Annotated in this window: 21 protein-coding genes; 11 read left to right on the top strand and 10 right to left on the bottom strand. The window is 70.7% G+C overall.

What is annotated here, in order from left to right:
* Window positions 1-116: 116 nt before the first annotated feature.
* A complete protein-coding gene (locus DEJ17_RS12955) occupies window positions 117-563 on the top strand; it encodes a MarR family winged helix-turn-helix transcriptional regulator (protein WP_181421179.1) in 447 nt (148 codons plus the stop codon).
* 95 nt (window positions 564-658) lie between these two features.
* On the opposite strand, the gene DEJ17_RS12960 is transcribed toward DEJ17_RS12955, so the two are convergent.
* The 4 genes from DEJ17_RS12960 to DEJ17_RS12975 all read right to left on the bottom strand — a co-directional run bounded on the left by DEJ17_RS12960 (window position 659) and on the right by DEJ17_RS12975 (window position 5,033).
* Window positions 659-1,507, bottom strand: coding sequence for a carbohydrate ABC transporter permease (locus tag DEJ17_RS12960; protein ID WP_258366805.1), 849 nt, complete (start codon window positions 1,505-1,507; stop codon window positions 659-661).
* Entirely contained in the window at window positions 1,507-2,475 is a 969-nt protein-coding gene (locus DEJ17_RS12965; RefSeq protein ID WP_181421181.1) for a carbohydrate ABC transporter permease, read from the bottom strand. Before DEJ17_RS12965 ends, DEJ17_RS12960 begins: the two co-directional genes overlap by 1 nt.
* Entirely contained in the window at window positions 2,472-3,791 is a 1,320-nt protein-coding gene (locus tag DEJ17_RS12970) for an ABC transporter substrate-binding protein (protein ID WP_181421183.1), read from the bottom strand. Before DEJ17_RS12970 ends, DEJ17_RS12965 begins: the two co-directional genes overlap by 4 nt.
* A gap of 225 nt (window positions 3,792-4,016) precedes the next feature.
* Window positions 4,017-5,033, bottom strand: coding sequence for a LacI family DNA-binding transcriptional regulator (locus DEJ17_RS12975; RefSeq protein WP_258366806.1), 1,017 nt, complete (start codon window positions 5,031-5,033; stop codon window positions 4,017-4,019).
* Window positions 5,034-5,234: 201 nt separating this feature from the next.
* Here DEJ17_RS12975 and DEJ17_RS12980 point away from each other — a divergent pair, with 201 nt between their 5' ends.
* From DEJ17_RS12980 to DEJ17_RS13015, 8 genes are all read left to right on the top strand, one after another.
* Window positions 5,235-6,470, top strand: a complete 1,236-nt coding sequence (locus tag DEJ17_RS12980) for an ABC transporter substrate-binding protein (protein ID WP_110894482.1) — start codon at window positions 5,235-5,237, stop codon at window positions 6,468-6,470.
* A gap of 2 nt (window positions 6,471-6,472) precedes the next feature.
* Window positions 6,473-7,438: a carbohydrate ABC transporter permease gene (locus DEJ17_RS12985; RefSeq protein ID WP_110894484.1), complete on the top strand. Its 966-nt coding sequence runs from the start codon at window positions 6,473-6,475 to the stop codon at window positions 7,436-7,438.
* Entirely contained in the window at window positions 7,431-8,318 is an 888-nt protein-coding gene (locus DEJ17_RS12990) for a carbohydrate ABC transporter permease (protein WP_110894486.1), read from the top strand. Before DEJ17_RS12985 ends, DEJ17_RS12990 begins: the two co-directional genes overlap by 8 nt.
* A gap of 32 nt (window positions 8,319-8,350) precedes the next feature.
* Window positions 8,351-9,142, top strand: coding sequence for a ThuA domain-containing protein (locus DEJ17_RS12995; RefSeq protein WP_110894488.1), 792 nt, complete (start codon window positions 8,351-8,353; stop codon window positions 9,140-9,142).
* A gap of 5 nt (window positions 9,143-9,147) precedes the next feature.
* Window positions 9,148-10,242: a Gfo/Idh/MocA family protein gene (locus DEJ17_RS13000; RefSeq protein WP_110894540.1), complete on the top strand. Its 1,095-nt coding sequence runs from the start codon at window positions 9,148-9,150 to the stop codon at window positions 10,240-10,242.
* A gap of 224 nt (window positions 10,243-10,466) precedes the next feature.
* Window positions 10,467-11,840, top strand: coding sequence for an ATP-binding protein (locus DEJ17_RS13005; RefSeq protein ID WP_146239717.1), 1,374 nt, complete (start codon window positions 10,467-10,469; stop codon window positions 11,838-11,840).
* A complete protein-coding gene (locus DEJ17_RS13010; RefSeq protein WP_110894493.1) occupies window positions 11,837-12,496 on the top strand; it encodes a response regulator transcription factor in 660 nt (219 codons plus the stop codon). The genes DEJ17_RS13005 and DEJ17_RS13010 overlap by 4 nt, the downstream gene beginning before the upstream one ends.
* A gap of 90 nt (window positions 12,497-12,586) precedes the next feature.
* The gene (locus tag DEJ17_RS13015) at window positions 12,587-13,468 is read left to right on the top strand and encodes a hypothetical protein (RefSeq protein WP_110894495.1); all 882 of its coding nucleotides are present in this window, start codon (window positions 12,587-12,589) and stop codon (window positions 13,466-13,468) included.
* Between the two features lie 156 nt (window positions 13,469-13,624).
* Here DEJ17_RS13015 and opgC read toward each other — a convergent pair whose 3' ends face one another.
* The 3 genes from opgC to DEJ17_RS13030 are packed head-to-tail and all read right to left on the bottom strand — an operon-like array spanning window position 13,625 to window position 18,542.
* Window positions 13,625-16,114, bottom strand: a complete 2,490-nt coding sequence (gene opgC / locus DEJ17_RS13020) for an OpgC domain-containing protein (protein ID WP_146239718.1) — start codon at window positions 16,112-16,114, stop codon at window positions 13,625-13,627.
* Window positions 16,111-16,521: an ATP-binding protein gene (locus DEJ17_RS13025; RefSeq protein WP_110894499.1), complete on the bottom strand. Its 411-nt coding sequence runs from the start codon at window positions 16,519-16,521 to the stop codon at window positions 16,111-16,113. The genes opgC and DEJ17_RS13025 overlap by 4 nt, the downstream gene beginning before the upstream one ends.
* Window positions 16,518-18,542 carry a glycosyltransferase gene (locus tag DEJ17_RS13030; protein WP_258366807.1) on the bottom strand — a complete coding sequence of 675 codons (2,025 nt, stop codon included), beginning with the start codon at window positions 18,540-18,542 and terminating at the stop codon, window positions 16,518-16,520. Before DEJ17_RS13030 ends, DEJ17_RS13025 begins: the two co-directional genes overlap by 4 nt.
* Before the next feature lie 267 nt (window positions 18,543-18,809).
* On the opposite strand from DEJ17_RS13030, the gene DEJ17_RS13035 reads away from it, so the two are divergent.
* Window positions 18,810-19,736, top strand: a complete 927-nt coding sequence (locus DEJ17_RS13035; protein ID WP_110894544.1) for an NAD-dependent epimerase/dehydratase family protein — start codon at window positions 18,810-18,812, stop codon at window positions 19,734-19,736.
* A 53-nt stretch (window positions 19,737-19,789) separates the two neighbouring features.
* On the opposite strand, the gene DEJ17_RS13040 is transcribed toward DEJ17_RS13035, so the two are convergent.
* From DEJ17_RS13040 to DEJ17_RS17835, 3 genes are all read right to left on the bottom strand, one after another.
* Window positions 19,790-21,148: a fibronectin type III domain-containing protein gene (locus DEJ17_RS13040; RefSeq protein WP_181421184.1), complete on the bottom strand. Its 1,359-nt coding sequence runs from the start codon at window positions 21,146-21,148 to the stop codon at window positions 19,790-19,792.
* Between the two features lie 379 nt (window positions 21,149-21,527).
* The gene (locus DEJ17_RS13045; protein WP_110894503.1) at window positions 21,528-23,345 is read right to left on the bottom strand and encodes a DEAD/DEAH box helicase; all 1,818 of its coding nucleotides are present in this window, start codon (window positions 23,343-23,345) and stop codon (window positions 21,528-21,530) included.
* Window positions 23,346-23,435: 90 nt separating this feature from the next.
* Window positions 23,436-23,900 (bottom strand): MarR family winged helix-turn-helix transcriptional regulator, encoded by a 465-nt coding sequence (locus DEJ17_RS17835; protein ID WP_181421186.1) that lies wholly within the window; start codon window positions 23,898-23,900, stop codon window positions 23,436-23,438.
* A 96-nt stretch (window positions 23,901-23,996) separates the two neighbouring features.
* Between DEJ17_RS17835 and DEJ17_RS13055 the strand changes: the two genes are divergently transcribed.
* Complete coding sequence (locus DEJ17_RS13055; protein ID WP_110894505.1) at window positions 23,997-26,201, top strand: MDR family MFS transporter; 2,205 nt, start codon at window positions 23,997-23,999, stop codon at window positions 26,199-26,201.
* Window positions 26,202-26,263 lie beyond the last annotated feature (62 nt).

Genomic DNA, 26,263 nt, shown 5'->3' on the forward strand with positions numbered 1-26,263 from the left:
CCCGAATCCGTCATCGCCACCTGCACCGTTCCACGCTTCGCGCTAAGTGGATACGCTGGGGCTGTGAGTGCGGCGTATCGTGACCCGGACGAGACCCGTGCAGAGGGGGCGTTGTGGTGAGCGATGTCGACCTCGATGCGGCGCTGACCCGGCTCGAGGCCGCGGTGGCCGAACTGCGCGGGCGTCTGCGCGACGAGCTCGGCGTCTCCGGCGGCGACCTCACGCTGCTGCAGTTCGTCTCGCGCGCCGAGGAAGCCGGCCGGACGGTGCGCGTGAAGGACCTGTCGAAGCACCTGGGGCTCACCGGACCGGCGGTCACCGGCATGGTGGACCGACTCGAGCACAGCGGACACCTCAGTCGCGTCCCGAACCCCGACGACGGCCGCAGCCGACACATCGAGCTGACCGATGCTGCCCGCCGCGACTACACGCACGCGATGGACGGCACGAACAAGCACCTGCACGACCTGATGGCCTCCTTGTCGGAACGGGAGCGGGCCAGGTTCGTGCGGATCATCGACCGCATCGTCGCAGCCGTCGATCTCGGCGCACCGAGCCCCTGACGGCAGGTTACGGGCGGTCAGGACGACGCTCTGACGAATGTCCAGCATGCGCAGCTAGGTCAGTTCTCTACCTATCTCCGCATGCCGGACACTCGTCACCCCTTGACGGCACCAGAGGTCAGACCGGAGACGATCGAGCGACGGAACACCAGCACCAGGATCACGATCGGCACCGTCGCAGCGACGCTCGCGGCGAAGATCTGCGCGAACGGCACCGTGAACTGCGTCCCGAAGAGCGCGATGCCGACCGGGATCGTCCGGAACGAGTTCTCGCTGTTGAAGGTCAGCGCCATCAGGAACTCGCTCCACGACGCCGTGAAGGTGAAGACGCCGACCGTGAACAGGCCCGGCTTCGCCATCGGCAGGATCACCGACAGCACGGTCCGCCATGCCCCGGCGCCGTCGATCTCGGACGCCTCCTCGATCGTCGACGGGATCCCCTGCAGGTAGTTCCGCATGATCCAGATGGCGAACGGCAGGTTGAACGCCACGTACGGCACGATCAGGCCCGGGTACGAGTTGAGCAACCCGAGGTTGCGCTCGAGCAGGTACAGCGGCGTCAGCACCGCGATCGCCGGGAACACCGACAGCATGAGCAGCGAGGTCATGATCGCCGTGCGACCCCGGATGAACCGGCCGGCCAGGGCGTACCCGGCGAGGAACGCCAGCGCGAGCACGATCACCGTGGTCGACACCGACACGATGACGCTGTTCACCATGTACTGGCCGAGCGCGTTGTCGCGGAAGGCCACCACGAAGTTGTCGAACGTGATCGCGTGCGGCCACGCGGTCGGCGGCGACTGCCCGATCTCGGACGCCGGCTTGAGCGACGTCGTGACGAGCCAGTAGAGCGGCAGCGCGGTGAGCACCGCGATGACGACACCGCTGACGTTGACCGTGTTGACCCACTTGCGCCAGCCCTTGCGCACACGTTGACGGGGCATCAGTCGTCCCCTCCCTTCGCCTGGTTCCGGAACGCCCGGAGGAACAGCAGACACCCGGCCGCGACGATGACCGCGGTGGAGGTCGCGATCGCCGCGCCCGGTCCGATGTTGATGTCCTGGAAGAGCACCTTGTACCCCATGATCGCGAGCGACTGGGTGGCGGTGCCCGGTCCGCCGTTCGTCAGCACGAACGGCAGGTCGAAGACGCCGAACGCCTGCAGGATGCGGAACAGCACCGCGATCGTCAGGGTCGGCGTGAGCTGCGGCAGGACCACGCGCCAGAACGTCTGCCAGGTGCTCGCACCGTCGAGCTCGGCGGCCTCGTAGTGGTCCTCGGAGATCTGCACGAGCCCGGCGAGCAGGATGATCGCGACGAACGGCGTGGTCTTCCAGATGTCCGCGACCATCAGCCCGGTGATCGCGGGCACCGGTTCGCCGAGGATCACCGGGGCGTCCCCGAACAGGCCGAAGAACCACGTCGCGACGCCGTAGGTGCTGTCGTAGATGTACTTCCACAGCTGCGCGTTCACGATGGTGACGAGCGACCACGGGATGAGCATGAGCGCGAGCATCCAGCCGCGGGTGGCCCCGAGCCGCTCGAGCACCAGGGCGACGAGCATGCCGAGCACGAGCTCGACCGAGACCGTCACCACCGTGTAGAGCACCGTGAACCCGAGCGCCCGGTACCAGTCCGCGCTCTGCAGCAGGGCCGCGTAGTTGCCGAACCCGAACGACTGGATCGTGAAGCCCTCGTAGCCGACCTCGACGTCCGCGAAGCTCAGGACGACCGAGTACACGACCGGGAAGATCGTCACCGCCGCGACCACCAGGAGCGCCGGGGCCGCGAAGCCCCACGCGCCCCGCGAGCGGATGCGGTCGAGACGTGACCGTCCGGTCGGCCGCGGTGGCGGGTCGACGCGACCCGTGCCTCCAGGCCGTGTCGGTCGTGTCGCCGTGCCGGCGCTCACAGCGCTGCTCCCTGCAGGGCCAGCGAGATGGCGGAGGCCATCGCGCTGGTGCCACCGTCGACGGACGCCTGTCCGCCGAGGATGCTGTTGCCGTTCTGGTAGACGCCCTGCGACACCTTCGGGTAGTAGGCGGTCGACGTCGGGCGGGGCACGAGCGTGATGCCGGCCGCCGTGTCGTACGTGGGGCGCTTCTGCCGCTTCGCGTCCTCGCTGACGAGCGAGGCGCTGCGTGCCGGCAGGACGCCGCCCTCTCGGGTCAGGAACTGCTGCGCGGTCTCGCTCGACATCCAGCGTGCGAAGGTCAGCGCAGCCGCGGGCTCCTGGGTGTGCGGGTTGATGTAGTTCCCCCACCCGCCGATCGTCGAGTGGTGCTCGTCCATGCCGTCGAACGTCGGCCGGGCGGCGAGCCCGACCTTGCCGGGGACCCGGCTGTCCGGGCCGTTCGCGATCCCCCACGCGTACGACCAGTTGCGGAGGAACGCCGCGCGGCCACCCGAGAAGGCGTCGTTGGTGTCCTGCTCCTGGTACGTCAGCGTGGCCCGCGGGGACGCACCCTCCGTCACCAGGGAGCGCAGGAACTCGAACGCGCGCTTCGTCTCCGAGCTCGTGGTCGCAGGCGCCGTCAGGTCGTCGTTGAGCAGCGACCCGCCCGCGTCCGCGACGAACTCGGTGACGTTGCAGGTCAACCCCTCGTACACGTCGCCCTGGAACGCGAACCCGTACGAAACGTCGCCGGTCTCGACGAGCTTCGCCGAGGTCTCGCGCACTTCCTCCCACGACCCCGGCACCTGCAGGGAGTGCTTCGCGAGCAGGTCCTTCCGGTACAGGAAGAACGACTCGTCGATGTAGAGCGGGAACATGTAGTAGGTGCCGTCGACGCTCGCAGCCAACCGGAGCCCCTCGGGGAACTGGTCGAAGAAGTCCTCGCCGACGAGCTGGTTCACGGGGGTCGCGAGCTTGTTCTTCGCGAACTGCCCGGGCAACGCGACGTCACCGAGGTAGACGTCCGGCGTGCTGCTGCCCGCCGCGATCTGGGTCGTCAGGCTGGTGCGGTTCGTGTCGGTGTCGCTCGGGGCGCTGACGATCCGGACGCGGATGTTCGGGTGCTCCTTCTGGAACTCCGCGATGAGCCGGCGCCGCAGGTCACCGCCGTCCTTCGAGGCGACCTGGCCGGCCCACCAGCTGATCGTCGCTTCGCCCTCGGGCGGTTCGGTGGGCCAGTCCTCGACCCGAGTGCGCTCGGGGCGGGTGGAGCAGCCGGCGAGCAGCAGTACCCCCGCTCCCCCGAGCATGAACGTCCTCCGGTCGATTGCCATCCGTCCTCCTCGACGTGTGGTGCTGCGAACCTGTACGTCCACACAACCAGGCGGAGCCTGGTCTGTCCGGCAGGCGGCGGCGGGGGCTGAGCCGAGTCTCGGTTCCGCGGACATCCCACGGGGGCACGGCGGCGCATCCCGTCCGGCCAGCCGAGACTCGGCTCACCATCCGGCGGCCTGGAGGCGCGTGGCGGGGCCGTCCCGCGCCTCCGGACCGACAGGGGGTCAGGCCGGGGCGGGGGCCGTGGAGTCGGCCAGGTGCAGGGCGCACGGGATGAGCGTGTGCGTGCGCTCGGTGCTGCCGCCCTCGAGGCGGTCGACCAGCGACTCGACCGCCAGGCGGCCGAGCTCCGGGCCGGGGGCGTTCAGCGTCGTGAGCACCGGTTCGGTCGCGGCCCCGGCGCCGTCGGAGGACACGATCGCGATGACCGAGACGTCCTCGGGCACCCGGCGCCCGCCGGCCCGCAGCCCGCTGACGAGCCCGAAGTTCGAGTCGTCCTTCATGATGACCGCGGCCGTGACCTCGGGGTCGTGCACCAGCAGGTCCGCCGCCGCACGGCGCCCGCCCTCGGCGGAGGCACCGGCGGCGACCACGGTGCCGGTCAGGCCACGGCGCTCGATGCCGGCGCGGAACGCCGCCTCGGAGCGGACCTTCGGCCCGTAGTCGGCCATCGACGTGCCGTCGAGGTCCTCGACCACGAGGCCGATCCGACGGTGCCCGAGGCCGGTGAGGTGGTCGAGGGCGTCCTCGACGGTGCGCTCGAAGTCGATGTCCACGAACGAGATACCCGAGGGGTCGGCGGTGCGGCCGATCGCGACGAAGGGGACCTCCAGTTCGGTCAGGCGTCCGATCCGGGGGTCGTGCATCGTGACCTCCATCACCACGACCCCGTCGGCGAGGCCACCGGAGATGAGGTCCTGCACGTCGTCCGCCGTCGTCACCGCCGGCCAGAGCACCAGGTGGTACCCGAGCTCCGAGGCGCGGCTCGCGGCACTCGTGAAGAACTGCAGCGCGGTCTGGCCGAGCCGGTGCTCGAGCACCGGGAACACGAGCGCGAGGATCCGGGTGCGGCGCGACGCCAGCGCCCGGGCGACCACGTTGTTCCGGTAGCCGAGCTCGCGCATCGCCGCCGTGACCCGGGCACGGGTGTCGGCGGACACGCGCTTGTTGCCGTTCACGACGAAGGACACCGTCGCGATCGAGACGCCCGCCCGGTCGGCGACCTGCTGCATCGTCGCCATGCCGCTCCCTCACCCTGTTGCGCTCACTGTAGCGGGGGCGCTGCCGGAAAAAGTTTGTCTAAGCGCTTTACCATCGAAGCGCTTCGATGCTAGCTTCGACCCCACTCGGGACGCGACGGAGCGGTTCTGGTCCGGTCGTCCCCGATCCACGAGCGACACGTTCGACTCGTGTCCGGCAACCATCCAGAGAAGAGCGAAGCAATGAAGCCTCGACACCGCAGGACGCCTCAGGTCCTCAGCGCGGTCGCCATGCTGGCGGCCGTCCCCCTCGTCCTCGCCGGCTGTTCCGGCGGCTCGTCCGCGAGCTCCGGCGGCAAGGTGGACTCCATCACCGTGCTCGACTACTACAACCAGGGCAACGACAAGAAGGTCATCGGCGAGTACCTCGACAAGTGCGGGGCCGAGAACGACGTCACCATCAAGCGCAGCCTGGTGCCCGGCTCGTCGCTCATCCAGAAGGTCCTGCAGCAGGCGTCGTCGAAGACCCTGCCGGACGTCCTGATGCTCGACAACCCGGACCTGCAGCAGATCGCCGAGACCGGTGCGCTCTCGCCGCTGTCCGACTACGACATCTCGACCGACGGCTACGCCAAGGGCGTGCTGCAGGCGGGCACCTACGAGGACGAGGTCTACGGCCTCGCCCCGACCGTCAACACCATCGCGCTCTTCTACAACAAGAAGGTGCTGTCCGAGGCCGGTGTCACCCCGCCGAAGACGTGGGACGAGCTGCAGTCCGCCGCGGCGAAGCTGACGAAGGGCGACCAGTACGGCTTCGCCGTCGACGCCAACGCCACGTACGAGGGCACCTGGCAGTTCCTGCCGTTCATGTGGTCGAACGGCGGCGACGAGAAGGACATCGCGACCCCGGAGACCGAAGAGGCCTTGTCGCTCTGGAAGGGCCTGGTCGACGACGGCTCGATGTCGAAGAGCGTCGTCAACTGGACCCAGGCCGACGTGAACGACCAGTTCATGGCCGGCAAGGCCGCGATGATGATCAACGGCCCGTGGCAGATCCCCGGCCTGAAGGACTCGAAGGTCGACTACGGGATCGCCCAGATCCCCGTGCAGTCCGCCAGCGACAAGGCCGTCGCCCCGCTCGGTGGCGAGGTCTGGACCGTCCCGAACACCGGTGACAAGGCGAAGCAGGCCGTCGCCGCGAAGATCGTCGACTGCATGAACAGCGACGCGAACCAGCTGGCGATGGCGAAGCTCCGCTACACGATCCCCTCGAAGACCGACGTCGCGCAGCAGTTCGGCAAGGACGTCCCCGAGGAGCAGGTGTTCGTCGACCTCGTCGCCGACGCCCGCGCCCGCACCGGCGAACTCGGCGCCGACTGGCCCAAGGCCGCGACGAAGATCTACACGGCCGTGCAGTCGGCGCTGACCGGACAGGACTCCCCGGCCGACGCCCTGAAGAACGCGCAGTCGAGCAACTGAGCATGACGAGCACCGCGACCCCCGTCGCCCCACGGCGGGCCGCCGGCGACGGAGCAGCCGCTCCGTCCCGGCGGCCCCGCCCGGGCCGCTCGCTGCGCTTCGAACGGATCGCGCAGCTGCTGTTCCTGCTGCCGGCCGTCCTGTTCCTGCTGCTGTTCTTCGGCTACCCCGTGGTCAAGAACATCGTCATGAGCTTCCAGGCGTACACGACGTCGACGTTCTACACGGGCGAGGCACCGTGGGTCGGCCTGGCGAACTACGCCTCGGTCGTGTCGTCCCAGCTGTTCGGCACGGCGATGCTCAACACGGCACTGTTCACGATCGGGTCGATCGTCGGCCAGTTCGTCCTCGGCCTGCTGCTCGCCCTGTTCTTCCGCCGGAACTTCCCGCTGTCGGGGCTCCTGCGCTCCCTGCTCCTGCTCCCCTGGCTGCTGCCGCTCATCGTCTCGAGCGCGGTCTGGAAGTGGATGCTCGACCAGGACTCGGGCGTCGTCAACCAGTTCCTCGGCACCTTCGGCATCCCGTCGGTCCCGTGGCTGACGAGTCCGGCCGTCGCGCTCATCACCGTCATCGCGGTGAACATCTGGATCGGGATCCCGTTCAACACCACGATCCTGTACGGCGGGCTGCAGGACATCCCCACCGAGCTGTACGAGGCAGCGGCACTCGACGGCGCGACCGGGTGGAAGGCCTTCTGGGCGATCACCTGGCCGATGCTGCGACCCGTCGTGAGCGTCACGCTCGTGCTCGGCGTCGTCTACACGATCAAGGTGCTCGACATCATCCTCGGGTTGACGAACGGCGGGCCGGCGAACGCCACCCAGACCATCGCGACCCAGTCCTACGACCTGTCGTTCAAGCAGTTCGACTTCGGGCAGGGCGCCGCGCTGAGCAACATCCTCATCGTGATCTCCGCCCTGTTCGCGATCGTCTACCTCCGTCTCAACAGGAAGGCCGTCGATGACTGACGCAGCGTCCACGAACGACGTCCTCCGGACCCGTGCGGTGGTCACCCGAGGTGCCCGGCGTCCCGTCCGTCCCACGAGCGCGAAGCAGTGGGTGCTCTCCGGCGTCGGGATCCTGATCCTCGCCGTGATGTTGTTCCCCGTCTACTGGATGATCAACATCTCGCTGCAGCCGGCCGGCTCCGCCATCGAAGCGGCCTGGTTCCCGATCAACGCGCAGCTCGGCGGCTACGCGCAGGCGATCGCCGACCAGGGCGGCGCCCTGGTCACGAGCCTGGTGATCGCCCTGGGCAGCGTCGTCGTCAGCCTGCTCATCGCGACACCGGCGTCGTACGCGCTCGCCCAGTTCAAGGTCAAGGGCATCAACGCGGTGCTGTTCGGCATCCTCATCTCCCAGATGATCCCGGGCATCGTCGTCGCGAACGCCCTGTACGCGGCGTACAACGACCTCGGCCTGCTCAACACCGTGCCGGGGCTGATCCTGGCCGACAGCACCGCCGGTGTGCCGTTCGCGATCCTGATCATGCGGGCGTTCATGCAGAACATCCCGCCGTCCATCATCGAGGCCGCGAAGGTCGACGGCGCCGGCAACTTCCGGGCCTTCCGCTCGGTCGTCGTGCCGATCAGCGCCAATGCCCTGATCACCGCCGGGTTGTTCACGTTCCTGTTCACCTGGAGCGACTTCCTGTTCGCCCTGACCCTCACCACCACCGAGGACGTCCGGCCGATCACGCTCGGCATCTACAACTACATCGGCACCTTCACCGCCGACTGGTCGACCGTCATGGCCGCTGCGGTGATGGCATCGATCCCCGCCATCGTGCTGCTGCTCGTGGCGCAGAAGTTCATCGCCGCCGGGGCCACCGGCGGCGCAGTCAAGTGACCGGGTCCCACCACCCCCGAAAGGCGCACACCATGACCACCACCCCGCTCCGCATCACCGTCTGGGGCGAGAACGTCCACGAACAGGTCGAGCAGCACGTCGCCGAGCGCTACCCCGACGGCATGCACGGCGCGATCGCGGACGGCATCCGCGAGCACCTGCCCGAGGCCGTCGTCCGGACCGCCACCATGCAGGAGCCCGAGCACGGCCTCACCGAAGAGGTCCTCGCGAACACCGACGTCCTCACCTGGTGGGGGCACGCGGCACACCAGGACGTCGACGACGCCGTCGTGGACCGGGTGCACAAGCACGTGCTCTCCGGCATGGGGCTGCTCGTGCTGCACTCCGGCCACTGGTCGAAGATCTTCGGCAAGCTGATGGGCACGACCTGCACCCTCCGCTGGCGCAGCGAGCACGACCAGGAGCTCGTCTGGACCGTCAACCCGCAGCACCCGATCACCCGCGGGGTGCCGAACCCGATCGTCATCCCCGAGCAGGAGATGTACGGCGAGTACTTCGACGTCCCGACGCCCGACGAGCTCGTGTTCATCTCGGGCTTCACGGGCGGCGAGGTGTTCCGGAGCGGCATGACGTACCGCCGCGGCCTCGGGAAGATCTTCTACTTCTCCCCCGGTGACCAGGACTTCCCGGTCTACCACCACCCGGACGTCCGCCGCGTGATCGCGAACGGTGCCGAGTGGGCCCGGCCCGAGCGGGAGCGGGAGATCCCGACGCTCCGCCGCTACGACCTGGGCGAGTACTTCGACGGGCAGCACTACCGCGGCCCGTTCGACGACGCCGAGCCGGAAGCGGTCGACGCGTGAGCCCGCTGCGCGTCCTGCAGGTCGGCGCCGGCGGGATGGGACGGGCCTGGCTCGCCACCGTCGCCGCCGACCCGGAGGTCGAACTCGTCGGCATCGTGGACCTCGACCTCGACGCCGCCCGCGCCGGGGCCGAGCACGCCGGTGACCCGTCGATCCCGGTGGGCACGGACCTGACCGTCCTGGCCGCAGAGACCGGTGCCGAGGCCGTCCTCGACATCACCGTGCCGGTCGCGCACCACCCGGTCACCCTGCAGGCGCTGCGCGCCGGACTGCCCGTGCTCGGCGAGAAGCCCGCCGCGCAGACCGTCGCCGAGGCGCTGTCGCTCGCCGCCGCCGCCGAGGCCACCGGCAAGCTGTTCATGGTGTCGCAGTCCCGCCGCTACAACGACCAGCTCGTCGCGTTCCGGCAGCACGTCCGCGACCTCGGTGCCGTGGGCGGGCTGAGCACCCGGTTCGCGAAGGCGCCGCACTTCGGCGGTTTCCGTGAGGAGATGGACGACGTCCTGTTGCTCGACATGGCCATCCACGCCTTCGACTCCGCCCGGTACGTGCTCGAACGCGACCCGGTGTCGGTGTACTGCGAGTCGTGGAACCCGTCGTGGTCCTGGTACCGGGGCGACGCCGCTGCCGCAGCCGTCTTCACGTTCGAGGACGACGTCCGCTTCGTCTACGACGGCTCGTGGTGCGCGCCGGGTGCGGAGACCTCGTGGAACGGCGACTGGCGTGCCTCCGGCGCGGCCGGCACGGCGCTCTGGGACGGCGACCACGACCCGTCGAGCGACCTCGACGGCACCCCGGGGTCCCCGGCCGCAGCACCGTCGGTCGGGCACGAGATCGCCGGGTCGCTGGCGTCCTTCGTCCGGGCCGTCCGCTCCGGCGGGGTGCCGGACGGCGAGGTGCACGGCAACGTGATGAGCCTGACCATGGTCGACGCGGCGATCACGTCGGCCCGCAGCGGGCGACGGGTCGTCATCGACGAGGTGCTCGAACAGGCGCACCGGGACGCCCTGGCCGCCGAGCAGGACGACGCGATCCGGGACCGCTTGGCCGGGTGGAGCTCGGTCCGCGGTGCCCTGAGCGAGCGCCTGCCCGCGTCCTGAGACGCGACCGCAGGACGGACGGGAGGCCCGTGTCGACACCGCCACGGGCCTCCCGTCCGTCTGCCCTCGCTTCGTGAGCAGGAATGGTCGGGTCCGCACGTCGGACCCGACCATTCCTGCTCACCATGTGCGGTGTGACGCACCCCGTGACGGACGGGCTGCGTTCTGCGGCGATCCGGACCCCACGCGCGTCCGGCGGGGACACCGCCGGTTACGGTGTCCGGGTGCACGGACAACGGTCGTCGGACAGTGGCACGGCGGCAGAGCCGGTCGTGCTCGTCGCCGCCGACCCGCGTCGGCGGACCGGACGGACGCCCTGGCGGCTGGTCCTGGTGGGCGTCGTGCTCGCCGCGGTCGTCGGCGGGGCCGCCGTCGCGACGGCCGGCACCCTCGTGGCGCAGCGCATCGCGGAGTCGTTCGCCGTCCGTGACGCCACCAGCGACACCGCGGCGCTCGCCCGTGTCGTGGTCGAACCCGCGCTGCTCGACGCGGTCGCCGACCCGTCCCGGTCCGACGCCGACCGATCCGATGCACGGACGCGCCTGGACGATGCGGTGGCCGGTGAGCTGCGTGCCGGGTCGGCGGTCCGGATGAAGCTCTGGGCGGCCGACGGCACGGTGCTCTGGTCGGACGAACGTCGGCTGTTCGGCGAGCGCTTCCCGCTGTCCGACGAGGACCTGGAGGCGCTGGAGTCGGACCGGTCCGACGCCGAGGTGTCCGACCTGACCGAGCCGGAGAACCGCTACGAGCGCGGGCACGGGCCGCTGCTCGAGGCCTACCAGGCGGTGCACACGCCGTCCGGCGAGGCGCTGCTGTTCGAGGCGTACCAGCCGTACGACCAGGTGCTCGCGCGTGCCGCGGACCTGCGACGGTCGTTCGCAGTCCTGGCGTTCGGCACGGTGGCCGTGGTGCTCGCGCTCCTGGTGCCGCTGCTGCTCGGGTTGCTGCTGCGGATCCGTTCCGGGCAGCGCCTGCGGGAGCGGCTGCTCGGTCGCGCCCTCGACGCCGAGGCTGCCGAACGCCGTCGGATGGCCGCCGAACTGCACGACGGACCGGTGCAGGACGTCGCCGGACTCGCACTGTCCCTCGGTGCCGATCCCGCCACGCGCGACGCCGCCACCGTGCTCCGGGGTGCGGTGTCGTCGCTGCGGACCTCGATGGCGACGATCCGGCCGGCGGCTCCGACGCCCGAGGGACTCGGTGCCGCCCTCGACGACGCCTGTGCCCGCGCGCGTGCAGCGGGGCTCGCGACCACCGTGCGGGTGCCGGCCGCCGTCGACGCCTCCCCCGCCGCGCTGCTCGCGGTCGTGCGCTTCGTCCGTGAGGCCGTCTGGAACGTCGTCAAGCACGCCGAAGCGACCCGGGTGGACGTCACGGTGACGCGGGCCGGCGGCTCGGTCCGGGTGGTCGTGCACGACGACGGGGCGGGCTTCGACCCCGCCGTGGTCGTCGAGGGCGGCCGCACCGGACACCTCGGTACGACCCTGCTGCGCGAGGTCGCCGAGGACACCGGCGGCTCCCTGCTGCTCCGGACCGCTCCGGGTGCCGGCACCACCTGGGACCTCGAGGTCCCCGTCGAAGCGGAGGCCCTGCGATGAGGGTCCTGCTGGTCGACGACCACGCGCTGGTCCGGAGCGGGCTGCGCGCGGTGCTCGGGACGACGGACGACTGCGAGGTCGTCGGCGAGGCAGCCACCGGCGAAGCAGCGGTGTCGCTCGTGCCGACGCTCCGGCCCGACGTCGTCGTGATGGACCTGTCGATGCCCGGTGCCGGCGGTGTGGAGGCGACCCGGCAGGTGCGGGCGCTCCTGCCGTCGGTCCGGGTCCTCGTCGTCACGACGTTCTCGGACGACCACCGGGTGCGGGCCGCGTTGGCGGCCGGCGCCACGGGCTACCTGCTCAAGGACGCCGCGCCCGACGACGTGGTCGCGGCGGTCCGTGCCGCAGCGCGCGACGAGACGCCGATCGACCCCCGGGTGGCCCGGGCGCTCCTGCCCGGAGCAGCCGCCGGGCCCGTCGCCGTCGCCGTCGCCGTCGCCGTCGCCGTCGCCGTCGCGGACCGCGGCCCGGAGCTGCCGCCGCGGGAGCGCGACGTGCTCGTCCGCATCGCCCGGGGCATGTCCAACCGGCAGATCGGCACGGAGCTCGGCATCGCGGAGCGCACCGTGAAGGCGCACGTGGGGTCGCTGTTCCGACGGATCGGCGTCGCCGACCGGACCAGCGCCGCACTCTGGGCCCGCGACCACGGTTGGTGAGCGGGTACTAGTACCAAGGTCCGATGGTGCGGCGCCCGGCCAGCGGCGACGATCGTCGTACCGGCCAGACAGGCCCACCAGGAGGCACCCATGCACACCCAGCGCTCACGCCGACGCGGCACCGGCATCGCCGCCGCGATCGCCCTCGGCACCGTCGCCGCCGCTGCCCTCGTCGGGGTCTCCCCCGCGAACGCGTCCGGCAAGACCTCGACCGGCGGCGACTACGCCGTCACCGTGAACGGGGTCACCACGAACCCCGCCCAGGGCAAGGAACTCAAGGTGCGCGACACCGCGGTCGCCGGCACGATCGCGGTCCGGGGCAAGCACAACGGCTTCGACATCCGGATCGCCGACCTCGGCGTGTACGACTACACGCTGACCGGCGCTCCGGACACGCAGCGGATGGTGACGAAGCCGACCGTGGTGTTCGCGTCGAAGGTCCCGTCGCTCACCGCCGCGCAGCTCGCCAGCACGAAGCTGTCATCGCTCGAGGTCAAGGACGACACCCTCGTCGCGATCTTCTCGACCGGACTCGGCAAGTACAAGATCCAGGCGAAGGACGGCGCCCAGGGCGGCATCTTCCAGATGGAGACGGAGTTCTCCGGGCCCGTGACGTTCACCCACACCCTCGGGGCCGGGCTGTTCTACTTCACGAACCCGTACACGGGCAAGATCAACTTCGGCGACGGGACGGCCGCGGTGTCGTCGGGCAGCGGCGCCCACCAGATGCTCCTCGGCAAGGACAGCCCGCAGGTCGCCACGAAGACCTCGCAGACCACGACGACGACCACGTGGACGGTCCAGCCCGGCGGGCGACTGGGCGGCGTGCTCGGCGAGGACGCCGTCGAGCTGTCACAGGGTGCGACGAACTGCACCAGCGACTGCCAGGCACAGAACCAGATCCGCGGGTCGCTCCCGGTCCCGCCGGACCCCGTGGACCCCACGCCGCTGGGCGTCACGCGGACCGCGTGAGTTCGTGACGGACGGGAGGCCCGTGGCGGCGTCGCCACGGGCCTCCCGTCCGTCTGCCCTCGCTTCGTGAGCAGGAATGGTCGGGTCCGCACGTCGGACCCGACCATTCCTGCTCACCATGTGCTGCGCGCTGCGCGGTGCGCGGTGTGCACCCGCTCAGCGCGGGATGACGGAGAACAGGAACTTCTTGCGGACCATGTACCAGGCCAGCAGGATCAGCGCCGTGTGCACCACGAACCCGATCCAGAAGTTCCCCCACGGCACACCGGGGATCGACGCGATCGCCAGGGCGAAGAACACCTGCCAGACGAACACGTACAGGCTGGCCTGCCCGAGCGGGATCCAGAGCCAACCGATGGCGGCGGCGATGGGCTTCCAGAACACCGTGAGGATCGCGTAGGACACGATCGCGAAGAACGCGATGTCCACCAGCCGGCCCCACTGCAGGTCCACCCGCTGGTACGCCGTGTTGTACAGGGACTCGTACATCGTCGCCGGGAACGGCACCGGGGTGAACCCGAAGTGGTCGCCCGCCCACACGTAGACCAGGAACGCCGCGTACCCGCCGACGGCGACGCCGACCAGGACCTTGCCGAGACGCCCGGTGAGCGCGCCGACGATCTGCCGCCGGTAGTACCCGAGCACGAGCCCGTGGGTGAACACCACCTGCCAGGTGAACAGGGGGAACACCGCCTCGAACTGCGAGTTCAGCGGACGGAAGTCGGGGTTGAGCGCCTGGAACACGTACAGCGCCCAGCTGGCGGCGAGGAGCGCCCACCAGAACCCGCGGCGGATCACCCAGATGAACACCGGGATGAACAGGCTCAGCACCACGAACAGGCCCATGATGTTGAACGGCCACGGCCCCATCTCGAGCAGCAGGAACTGCCGGATCGCGTACCAGGGCGGCGGGTAGGCGAGCAGCTGCATCGCGTTCGGGTACAGGTCGTAGACCCGGCCCTCGGCCTCGACACCGCCGGTGCCCGTCCCGCGGTCGGTGAACGTGGTGATGGCGTCGGTGTTCAGGAACGGGACGAAGCTCAGCGCGAAGACCACCAGGATCACCACGAGCGTGACGACGTACTGCTTGCGCGCGCGCTTCCACGCCCCGATGGCGGCCGCCCACTCGCCGAACTTCTTCACGGCGAACGGGTACGTCATGCCGAGGACCATGCCGGACAGGAACACGAACATCTCGGCGCCGGTGATCGCGCCGACGGCGTGCAGCGTGAGGTACGAGTACGGCCCGCCGATCTCGATGTGGGTGATCACCACGGCGAGGATGATGAACCCTCGGAACAGGTCGAGTCGCAGGTCACGGCCGGGCTTGCCTTCGTCGGGGTAGCGCCAGCTCGGCAGCAGCCGACCGAACACCCCGCTCAGCAGGAACACGATCGCCAGGCCGGCGGCCAGCCAGACGATCCACGCCATCTGGTCGCCGCCGGTCTCGTACTCCTGGGAGATCGCGGCGTTGCCCTGCTGCACGGTCACGCGGTCGGTGACCGGCCCGAAGGCGAAGTCTCCGGACCGCTCGAGGTCGGTGCGGAAGGACCCCGCGACACCCGGGTCCGCGGTGAGCCGCCAGTCGGCCACGCGGTTGCCGGCCTCGGGCTCGCGTCGCTCCGCCTCGAGCACGGTCATGCCCCGGATCAGCGGACGCTCCTGCACGGCCGCGAGCACCTGCCGCCACCAGCTCCGCTTGACCTGGAGCTCGGCGTCGCCCTGCAGCTCACGGTTGTACAGGGCACCGGTGTCGAGCAGCATCGGACGGTCGTCGGCCACCGCGAACCGGTCGTAGAACGAGCCCGACTGCGGCTGGTCGTAGCCCCAGTCCTCGTCGAACCGCGACTCGACCTCACCGCTGCGGGTGAGCGGCACGGCGCGACCGGCAGCCTCGGTCGGGTCGCCCTTGCCGTACGAGAACATCGAGAGCCCGACCCAGTCGACGGCCTCGGCCCCCGGCCAGTACGGCCCGTACGGGTCGTCAGCGCCGGTGAGCTGTCCGTCGCCGTTCGTGTCCGCCTTCGCGACGTCGACCGGGGACAGGTTCCGCAGCCGCCCGGCGGACTCGCCGAACGGGTAGCCGGCGCCGTACCCCGGCGACCAGACCATGAGCGCATCCGACGTGCCCGCGTGCACGGTCGTGGCGAGCCCCCGGAACACCCGGACGAACTCCGTGGGCTGCTGGCCCCAGCGGACCCACGTGCCGTTCATCTGCGGTGCGAACCGGACGAGCACCTGGGTGTCGTACTGGTCGTGCAGGTCCTCGAACACGGTGTTGACGGCACGGGTGTCCGCGGTGTCGAGCGACTTGAGTTCGCGATCGGGTTCGAGGCTCACGACGAGCACCGCGCCCTGCGTCGCCGCCGCACGCGCCGAGCGGAGGAGCTCCTGCTTCGCCGTGCGGTCGAGCGGGTAGTCGACGGACACCCCGTACATCGACGGTGTCGCGCCGAGCCGCCCCTCGTACCCTTCGGGCGAGTCGCTGGCCCAGTCGAGGTCCGGGCCGAACCAGGTCGAGCCCTCGGCCGGCTGCACGGCGGCAGCAGTCTGCACGGACGCTGCGGACGCCGGCAGTGCACCACCGAGCAGGAGGGTGGCGAACGTGACGAGGAGGGCGACCGCGCGGGCCACCGGCTTCTTCACCGGTCGCACGCAAGCGTCCAGACGTTGTGGCCGGGTTCGTGCCGGTGCTCCAACCGGTCGAGTGCCGCGATGGCGAGTGCGAGACCGCGCCCGCTCTCCTGCTCGACGTCGGCCATGGTGACGGCACTCAGGTCGATGTCGGCGGGCATCCCGTTGTCGGTCAGCACCGCGGTCAGGGCACGGTCGGTCGCCTCGAGGCGCACGGTGTACCGGCGCCCGGTCCCCCGGTCGGCGCGGACGGTGTGCTCGACGATGTTCGCGGCGACCTCGGCCAGGGCGGTCTCGAGCGCGAAGCGGAGCCGAACGTCGTCGATGCCGAGGCCGTCCCACCACGCGGCGAAGCGGTCCTGCACCTCGTCGAGCGAGTCGGGCGTCGCGGCGACCTCGAACGTGGTCTCGGTGCTCACAGGGGTCCTCCGGCGGTGCTCGACTCGTGTTCGGACTGGACTGGGGTGGCCGGGCCGCGGTACCGGACGGCCCGGATCACGATGCTGAAGATGAACAGGTCGAAGACGACCCACGCGGTGTTCACGAGCGGCGCGACCCCCTCGGCCTGGCCGGCCAGGTAGCGGATGCCGATCATGACCAGGGCGGCGACCAGGGCGCCCATCGCGTACAGCTGCGGCTTGACCAGGTCCCACCGCGGCTTCTGCTCGGTCTCGTCGCGCACCTTCGGGGTGACGCGGAACCCGAGCGGCTTGCCCCGGAAGACGTTCTCGAACGCGCTGGTCACCGACTCGATCCAGACCGGGAACAGGGCGAGCGAGTACTGCTGCCCACGCCAGGTCGGTCTGCCGGCGGCCACCACCCAGAACAGCAGCTGGTTCAACACCAGGAACGGGATGAGCCGGGCGAAGAAGTCGACGCTGTAGGCCTGTACGGGGATGACCCCGAACGACAGGCAGAGCACCGGGGCGGCGATGTAGACGATCGCGGCGAACCCCGACAGGTAACTCCACATCGTCGAGAAGTACATGAGCCGCTGCCCCCACGACAGCCCCTTCTGCACCAGGGGGTTCTCGCGGAAGAACACCTGCATGGTGCCCTGCGCCCAGCGGAGTCGCTGCACGAGCATCGTCGGCAGGTCCTCGGGGGCCAGGCCCTTCGCCAGGATCTCGTCGTGGTAGGCCGACTTCCAGCCCAGCCCGTGCAGACGCATCGCGGTGGCCATGTCCTCGGTCACCGAGATCGTCGCCAGCGGCATGATCGGCTGCGCCTCGTCGTCGCGGTTGACGTCGAGGGCACGGGCGAGCACGGCGATCGACTCGATGGCGGCGACCGGCGAGGCCTCGCGCCGGCCGAGCACGTCGAGCGCGGCGTCGTCGAGACCGGCGAAGGTGTTCGCGTCGGTGGACATCGCCGCCAGCTCCTGCAGGTCGTTCCGCACCGACTCGAGGTCGGCGGCCGCGAACCGGAACGCGATGGCGTCGATCCCCCGCTGGAACGCGTACGTCACGTCACCGAGGGGTTCTCCGGCGCGCACCTGGTCGCGCGCCTGGTCCACCACGACCTCGGCGTCGTCGAGGGCGGCGAGCACGCGCGGGTCGGTCTCGGTCTCACGCGAGCGGGCGAGGAGCTTGCGGGAGGTGGCGAGGGTGCGCTGCACGGACGCCTCGACCTCGGCGACGTAGCGCGAGATGCCGAGCTGCATGAGTGCTTCGCGCCGCAGGATGGCGTTCGACCCGCAGAAGAACGCGGCGTTCCAGCCGTCCTTCGACTGCTGGATCGGACCGTAGAACAGCGGCGCCTGGCTGCCGAGGGGGTCGTCGTCCGGCACGTTCTCGAACCACTGCGGCGTCTGCACGAGCGCCATCCGCGGGTCCTTGAAGTACCCGAGGGTGCGGTCGAGGATCGCCGGGTCGGGCACCTGGTCGGCGTCGAGGATGAGCAGGAACTCGCCCTGGGTCGCGAGCAGGGCGTTGTTGAGGTTGCCGGCCTTGGCGTGCCGGGGCCGGTCCACCCAGTCGGCGCCGCGCGTGATGACGCCGATGCCGAGCGCCTCGGCCGCCGCACGCATCTCGGGGCGGTTGCCGTCGTCGAGGATCCAGGTGGTGTGCGGGTGCGTGATCGCCTTGGCCGCCCGGGCGGTGCGCTCGACCAGGTCGATCGGCTCGTTGTAGGTGGTGATGAAGACGTCGACGGTGACGTCGGTGGAGGGTTTCGCCGGTGGTTCGCCGCGCTCCCGGAGCCGCCAGGCCCCGAGGGCGAAGAGCAGGGAGTCGATGACGCTGTAGGTCTCGGCGAGGATCAACGGCACCGCGATCCACCACGAGTGCCAGTTCACCGAGGCCGCCCAGCGCCACACGATGTAGTTCACACCGGCGAGGGACGCCAGGAGCGCCACCGTCCGCACGGTGACCAGGCGTCGCCGGGCCGTGCCGGTGGTGAGTCGACGGCGGTCCTGTCGGCTGACGTCGAGCGCGGTCATCGGGTCTCCCCGTCCATGGCGTCGCCGGACGTGCTGCGTCGCAAGCGTTCCTCCTGATCCACCGTGCCGGTCCCGCTCCGGTCGTCGGTGTCGACCTCGGCGTAGGGACCTGTCTACCCCAGCCACGGGCCTCCTGTCAGTCCCCTGCCCCGATCTGGGGACGGACGGAGGCCGCACGGCACGCAGCGCTCGCCTTCCGGTCACCGGCAGGGCATGCTGCTGAGGGGCACCGCGGTCGCTGGGCCCGACCGACGGAAGCGGGACACCATGTCACACCACCTCGTGATCGGCGCAGGCCCGGTGGGCCGTCACGTCGCTGCCCTGCTCACGGAGCGCGGCGACCGGGTCACGGTCGCCACCCGCTCGGGTCGCGACACCGGCCTGGAGGCAGTGGGTCACGTCGCCCTCGACGCATCGGACCCCGACGCCCTCACCCGGGCCGCCGACGGCGCCGCCGTCCTCTACAACTGCGCGAACCCCGGCGCCTACCCGGAGTGGGAGCGGGCGTGGCCACCACTCGCCGCGTCGCTGCTCACCGCAGCCGAACGGACCGGTGCCGTGTACGCGATCACCGGCAACCTGTACCCGTACGGTCCGGTCACCGGGCCGATGCACCCGGGCCTGCCCGATGCCGCGACCGACCACAAGGGCGTCCTCCGTGCCCGGGTGTGGGCGGACGCCCTGGCTGCCCACCGTGCTGGTCGGATCCGCACGGTCGAGGTCCGCGGTTCGGACTACGTCGGCCCGGGCATCGGCGCGAACGGCCACGTCACCCGGGTGCTCCCGGCGGCTCTGCGTGGGAAGCCCGTGACGATGATCGGCCGGACCGACCTGCCGCACACGTTCACCGACGTTCTCGACGTCGCCCGCACCCTCGTCACGACGGCGGCCGACGACTCCGCGCTCGGCCGGACGTGGATGGTGCCGAGCAACCCGCCACGGACGCAGCAGCAGGCGCTGACCGAGGTGCTGTCGGCGGCCGGGAAGCCCCCGGTGCGGGTTCGACGCCTGCCGGCCGGCGCAGTCCGTGCCCTCGGGCTGGTGTCACCGATGCTGCGCGAACTCGCCGACCTGGGCTACCAGTGGTCGGCCCCGTACGTGGTCGACGACACCGAGACCCGGACCCGCTTCGGACTCGAGCCCACCCCGTGGGACGAGGTGTGTCGGCGGACGGTCGCCGGGATGACCGCATGAGGGCGGGGCGGGACGCGCCGTTGTGTCCCGCCCCGCCCTGCTCGTGCCGCGGCTCAGGACACCTGGAGCCGCGAGTACTGCGCCGACGAGAGCTGCTCGGCGGCACCGCCGTCGGCGCCCACCCGCCAGAGCCCGGGCGTCGGACCGCCGTCGATCACGACGAACACGTCGCCGTCCTCGTCGGCGGCGCCCACGAACGCACCACGACCGTTCGCGGTCGGACCGCTCATCGTGTGCTCGCTGAGCGTCCCCGCGGCGTCGCGGGCGACCAGGTGTGTCAGGGTCTGGTCGACGTGGCAGCCCTTCGGGCTCCCCTCGCTGGCCGACGGGCACCACTCCGCCGACTGCAGCTGCGTGAGGTGGGTCGAGTTCACCGCGGCGTACTGGAACGCGGTGCGGGGTTCGAACAGCGTGATCGTCGTCGATGCCGCGGCGATCGCGTACCAGCCGGAGTACCCGGACCCGCCGAACGCCTGGAAGCTGACGTAGAGGGTGCCCTGGCCGTCGGCGAGCAGGCCGTTCAGGTACCCGAGGCCGCTGCCGTTCGGCGCGACGACCGTCCGCTTGGTGACGGTGCCTGCCGGGCTGGCGGTGTTCACCACGCCACCGCGGCTCGTGCTCGAGAACGTCGACACCGTGCCGTCACGGCCGACCGCCCACAGCGTGCGCGTCGCCGAGCTCTCGGGCGGCGCGAAGGCGACCACGCTGGCAGCAGCACCGCCGCGCACGGACAGCTTCTGCACCGCCCGGGTCACGGAGTCCACCCAGTACAGGTTGCCCTCGGCGTCGGAGCGCAGGTCCGGGGTCAGGTGCAGGCCGGACGCGATGGTCTCGGTCACGCCGCCGTCGGCGGGGTGCAGCAGGATCGCGGTGTGGTCCGCCGAGGGGGTGAAGACGTCGCCGTCGGCGTTCGCGGTGAAGCCGGCGCCGTCGGTCACGACCGTGGCGGGAGCGTCCGTGCCCGAAGTCGGGAACCGCACGACGTCACCGTTGCCGTCGAGGGCGAACAGCGACTGCGTCGTCTCCGGCTCGGGCGCGGGCGCGGGCGGCGCCGTCCAGCGCAGCGTGATCGTGCGGCCGGTCCCCCGGTGGCCGAGGGCACGGACGGAGAACCGGTACGTGGTCGCGGGTGAGAGCTCGTCGAAGCGGTCGGAGCGCGCGCGCGGGTGGAGTCGGTCGACCTGGCGGTCGTGCCGGTTCGCGACGGCGGCGACGGCGACCTTCCAACCGGTCACCTTCGCGCCGTGCTTCGGGCCGCGCCACGTCAGCGTGGCACTGTCCGCGTCGCCGGTGACGCGGACGGCGGTCGGTGCTCCCGGCACCGACGACCAGGAGGTGTGCGCCGTCGCCGGCACCGCACCTCCGAAGACGAGCGCCGCGGCGGCCACCGCGGTGATGAGTGCTCGGTACACGATCGTTCCCCTGCCTTCCCCGCGGCTCCCTGCGTCACGGCTCCCGGTATCACAGCACCGTGCGGACTCCAGGGGAACTGCTGCGGGCGGGATCTGCGGTTCCCCGCACCGCAAGATGCCGCCTGGTGATCCCGCACACGCCGTCGTCTTCTCGAGACGCCGCCGAATGCGGCGGCGTCTCGCCGACTCGGCGGCGTGGAGCCGACACGACGGCGTCTCGCGGGGCCCGGGACGCGCACCGACGACGGACGGGAGGCCCGGTGCCAGCTGGCACCGTCCCTCCAGGCACGGCCGACACCCCGCTGGCGCGGTGCGCCGGTACCGGCTGGTGGGGCCCACCTCCCGTCCGGAGGGGGTCGCGTCTCGGACGCGGCGCGTCTCAGTAGCGCGGCCTGCGCTCCGGACGGTCGTCGCGGTCGTCGCGGCGGCCACCACCACGGCGGTCCGCACGGATCTCGATGAGCTTGCCGCTGATCCGGGTGTCGGTCAGGCGGTCGAGCACACCGGGGTCCATGTCGGCCGGCAGTTCGACGATCGAGAAGTCCGGACGGATCTGGATCGCACCGAAGTCGTCGCGGCGCAGGCCGCCCTCGTTCGCGAGGGCACCGACGATCTGGCGCGGCTCGACGCGGTGACGACGGCCGACCTCGATGCGGTACGGGGACATCGGCTGCGAACGGCGCGGGCCGCGGTCGCCACGGTCGCCACGGTCACCACGGTCGCGGTCGCCACCACGGTCGCCGCGGTCGTTGCGGCCGCCACGGTCGTCGCGGGCACCGCGCTCGTCGCGCTCGCTGCGACGGGCGTCGCGCTCCATCTGGCTGCGGAGTGCGTCGTCGGCTGCGGTGAGGAGCAGCGGCGAGTCACCCTGCGCCACGACGGCCAGGGCAGCGGCGACGTCGTCCGAGGGGACGTCGTGGTGCTCGACGTAGTGCGCGATGACGTCGCGGAAGGCCGCGATCCGGCCCTGGTCCTCGAGCGCCGCGGTGATGGCGTCGTCGAAGCGGGTCAGGCGCGTCTCGTTGACGTCGTCGATCGTCGGCAGCTGCATCTGCGTGAGCGGCTGCTTGGTGTGGCGCTCGATCGCGGACAGCAGGCGACGCTCGCGCGGGGTGACGAAGCTGATCGAGTCACCCGAGCGGCCGGCGCGACCGGTACGACCGATGCGGTGCACGTAGGACTCGATGTCGACCGGGATGTCGAAGTTCACGACGTGCGTGATGCGGTCGACGTCGAGGCCACGGGCGGCAACGTCGGTGGCGACCAGGATGTCGAGCTTGCCCGACTTCAGCTGGTTGACCGTGCGCTCGCGCTGGGCCTGGGCGACGTCACCGCTGATCGCGGCGGCGGCGTACCCGCGGGCACGGAGCTTCTCGGCCAGGGTCTCGGTCTCGCTCTTGGTGCGGACGAAGATGATCATGCCCTCGAAGTCCTCGACCTCGAGGATGCGGGTCAGCGCGTCGACCTTCTGCGGGTACGAGACCATCAGGTAGCGCTGCGTGATGTTCGCGGCGGTCTTCGTCTTGGTCTTGACGGTGATCTCGGCCGGGTCGGTCAGGTACTGCTGCGAGATGCGGCGGATCTGCGCGGGCATGGTCGCCGAGAAGAGCGCGACCTGCTTGTCGTCCGGGGTGTCCGCGAGGATCGTCTCGACGTCCTCGGCGAAGCCCATCTTGAGCATCTCGTCGGCCTCGTCGAGCACCAGGTACTTCAGCTCGGACAGGTCGAGCGTGCCCTTCGCCAGGTGGTCCATGATGCGACCGGGGGTCCCGACGACGACGTCGACGCCGCGGCGCAGGGCGGAGAGCTGCACGCCGTACGCCTGGCCGCCGTAGACGGGCAGGACGTGGACGTGCTTCATGTGGGACGCGAACTGCTCGAACGCCTCGCACACCTGCAGGGCGAGCTCCCGCGTCGGGGACAGCACGAGCGCCTGGGGCTTCTTGCTGCCGGACTCCATGCGGGACAGGATCGGCAGCGCGAAGGCCGCGGTCTTGCCGGTTCCGGTCTGCGCGAGACCGACGACGTCACGGCCGTCGAGCAGCGTGGGGATGGTGGCTTCCTGGATGGCGGAAGGGGTCTCGTAGCCGATGTCCTTGACGGCCTTGAGCACAGCATCGCTCAGGCCGAGGTCGGCGAACGTCACCACGGGCCCGTCGTCGGTGGTCTCGGTGGTGGTGGCGGTGTCCGTGCTCATACACCAACGGTATCTCGAATGCGCACCCCGCAGGGACGGGAGGCCCGTGGCGACGCCGCCACGGACCTCCCGTCCCTGCCCTCGGTCACGTCAGGAGCGCGTGGTGCCGATCCCCAGGACCGCGTCGGCCCGGTCGTTCAGGCGCGTCAGCATCTCGGCGAGCGAGCGCAGTTCGTCCGAGGCGAACTCCCCCGTCAGGTCGTCGAAGACCTCGGCCCCGGCGGCGTCCAGCTCGTCGAGCAGTCGTCGGCCGGACGGCGCGAGCGTGACGAGCGTGGCGCGGCCGTCCGCGGGGTCCGGCGACCCGATCAGGTGCTCGGCCTCGATCAGCGAGGCGACCCGGCGGCTGATCACCGGTCGGGACAACCCGGTCGCGTCGGCGATCGCGGTCGCCCGGACCGGGCCGTGCCCGGCGACGGCACGCAGGATCACGCGGGCCGTCGGGTCGAGGCCACCCCGGGACTCGATGAGCGAGGAGCGCAGGGTCTGCCGGACCCACAGCCGGTCGAGCTGGGATCGCAGGAGTCGCTCGGCAGCAGGCCGGTCGTCGGTCACGCGCTCAGCGTAGCGGGCACATTTAGTTGCTTGTCGGAAGCAACAGATGTATCGTTGCGCGGTCTGCAAAGTTTCACAGCCAGAAAAAGGAGTTCGATGACCGCCACCGCACCCGTCCCGGTGCAGCACGGTCGGCACACCGCCGAGGCCCCCGCGGCCTCCGGGGGCGCCGGCCAGCAGCCGCTGATGACCCACCGTCAGATCCTCCTGGTGATCTACGGCCTGATGGCGGGCATGTTCCTGTCCTCGCTCGGCCAGACGGTGTTCGGCACGGCGATCCGCACGATCGGCGACGACCTGCACGGGCTCGACCAGCAGGCCTGGGTGACGACCGCGTACCTCATCACCTCGACGATCGCGACGCCGATCTACGGCAAGCTCTCCGACATCTTCGGTCGCCGCCCGCTGTACATCTTCGGCATCGTCGTCTTCATCCTCGGCGCCGTCCTGTCGTCGATGTCCACCTCGATGCTCATGCTCGCCGCCTTCCGCGCGGTGCAGGGCATCGGCGCCGGCGCGCTGATGTCGCTGCCGCTGGCGATCATGGGCGACATCCTCGCCCCGCGTGAGCGTGCCAAGTACCAGGGGTACTTCCTCGCCGTGTTCGGCATCTCGTCCGTCATCGGCCCGCTCATCGGCGGTCTGCTCGCCGGTTCCTCCGAGATCCTGTGGATCACGGGGTGGCGCTGGGTGCTCCTGATCAACGTGCCGATCGGCGTCGCGGCGCTCCTCATGGTCATCGTGTTCCTGCACCTGCCCAAGGTGCACGGTGCCGACGACGCGAAGCCGAAGGTCGACTGGTGGGGCGCGACCGCGGTCATCGTCACCCTCGTGCCGCTCCTGCTCGTCGCCGAACAGGGCCGCATCTGGGGCTGGGGATCCCCCGCCGCCATCGCCTGCTACGTCGTCGGTGTCGTCGGCCTGATCGGTCTGCTGCTCATCGAGTCGAAGATGGGCGACGCGGCGATCATCCCGCTCAAGCTGTTCCGCTCGGGCACGTTCTCGATGGCGACCGTCATCGGGTTCCTGGTCGGCTTCGCGATGTTCGGCGCGATGCTCACCATCCCGCTCTACCTGCAGATCGTCGTCGGACTGACCCCGACCGAGTCCGGCTTCGCGACGCTGCCGCTCGTCGGTGGTCTGATGATCGCCTCGATCACCTCGGGTCAGATCGTCGCCCGCGTCGGCCGGTACCGGATCTTCCCGGTCATCGGCACCGCGCTCGTCTCCGCCGGCTACGTCGTCCTGACCTTCATGTCGATCGACAAGCCGCTCTGGTTCCTGATGATCGGCATGTTCCTCATCGGTCTCGGCCTCGGCTCGGTCATGCAGTCGCTGACCCTGGCGTCGCAGGGCTCCGTCGAGGCCCGTGACATGGGCGTCGCCACGTCGTCGGCCACGTTCTTCCGTCAGATCGGTGGCACGCTCGGCACCGCCGTGCTGCTGTCCATCCTGTTCTCGGTGATGCCGGCGAACATCCTGACCGCGACCGCGAACCAGAAGGACCTCGGTCCGGCGCTCGACGCCGCGCTCAACCCGACCGTCGCCAGCGCGAAGGCGAACCAGGGCGCCATGGACAAGATCTGGACGCCCGTCGTCACCCCGCTGACGAGGACCGTGCAGTCGCAGCTCGACGCCGCCTCGGCGAAGGCGAAGCAGGCCGCCGATGCCGCGGTCACCGAGCAGGTCACCGCGGCCGTGCAGCAGCAGGTCACGGCCGGTGCCGTGCCCGCCGCAGCAGCGCAGACCGTCATCGACCAGCAGGTCGCCGCGGCAACGCCGGCCGCCGAACAGTCCGCACTCGAACAGGTCGCCGACCAGGCGCACGCCAGCGTGCAGGACGGCACCGTGTCCGTCGACTGGTCGAACGCCGAACAGCGCTCCTACTGGGTCGACGAGCTCACCCCGGAGCTGGCGAAGAAGATCGACGACGGCAACTCCACGAGCGACAGCGCCACCAGCACGAACGACACGTCGTTCCTGACCGGTGCGGACAGCCGCCTGACCCGGCCGTTCATGGCGGGCTTCAACGCCTCGTCCGTGACGATCTACTGGGTCGGTCTCGGCGTCATCCTGCTCGCGTTCGTGCTCACCTGGTTCTTCCGGGTGCCGCCGCTGCGTCAGCGTTCCGCCTTGCAGGAGCGGGCCGACATGTCCGCCGAGGCGCAGCTCGAGGCCGAGGCGGGCGCCGCCGCAGCCGAGGCCGGCTCGTTCACGGGACCGATGACCGGGTCCGTCCCGACCGGATCGGGTTCGACCGGATCGGGTTCCACCGGATCCACGCCGACGCACCGTCGGTGACCGACCGGGGCGTCCGTCCGTGCCCCCTTTCCGGGCGGGCGCCCCTCCCACACACACCAACC

This window comes from Curtobacterium sp. MCSS17_011 (assembly GCF_003224275.1).
Taxonomy (GTDB): domain Bacteria; phylum Actinomycetota; class Actinomycetes; order Actinomycetales; family Microbacteriaceae; genus Curtobacterium.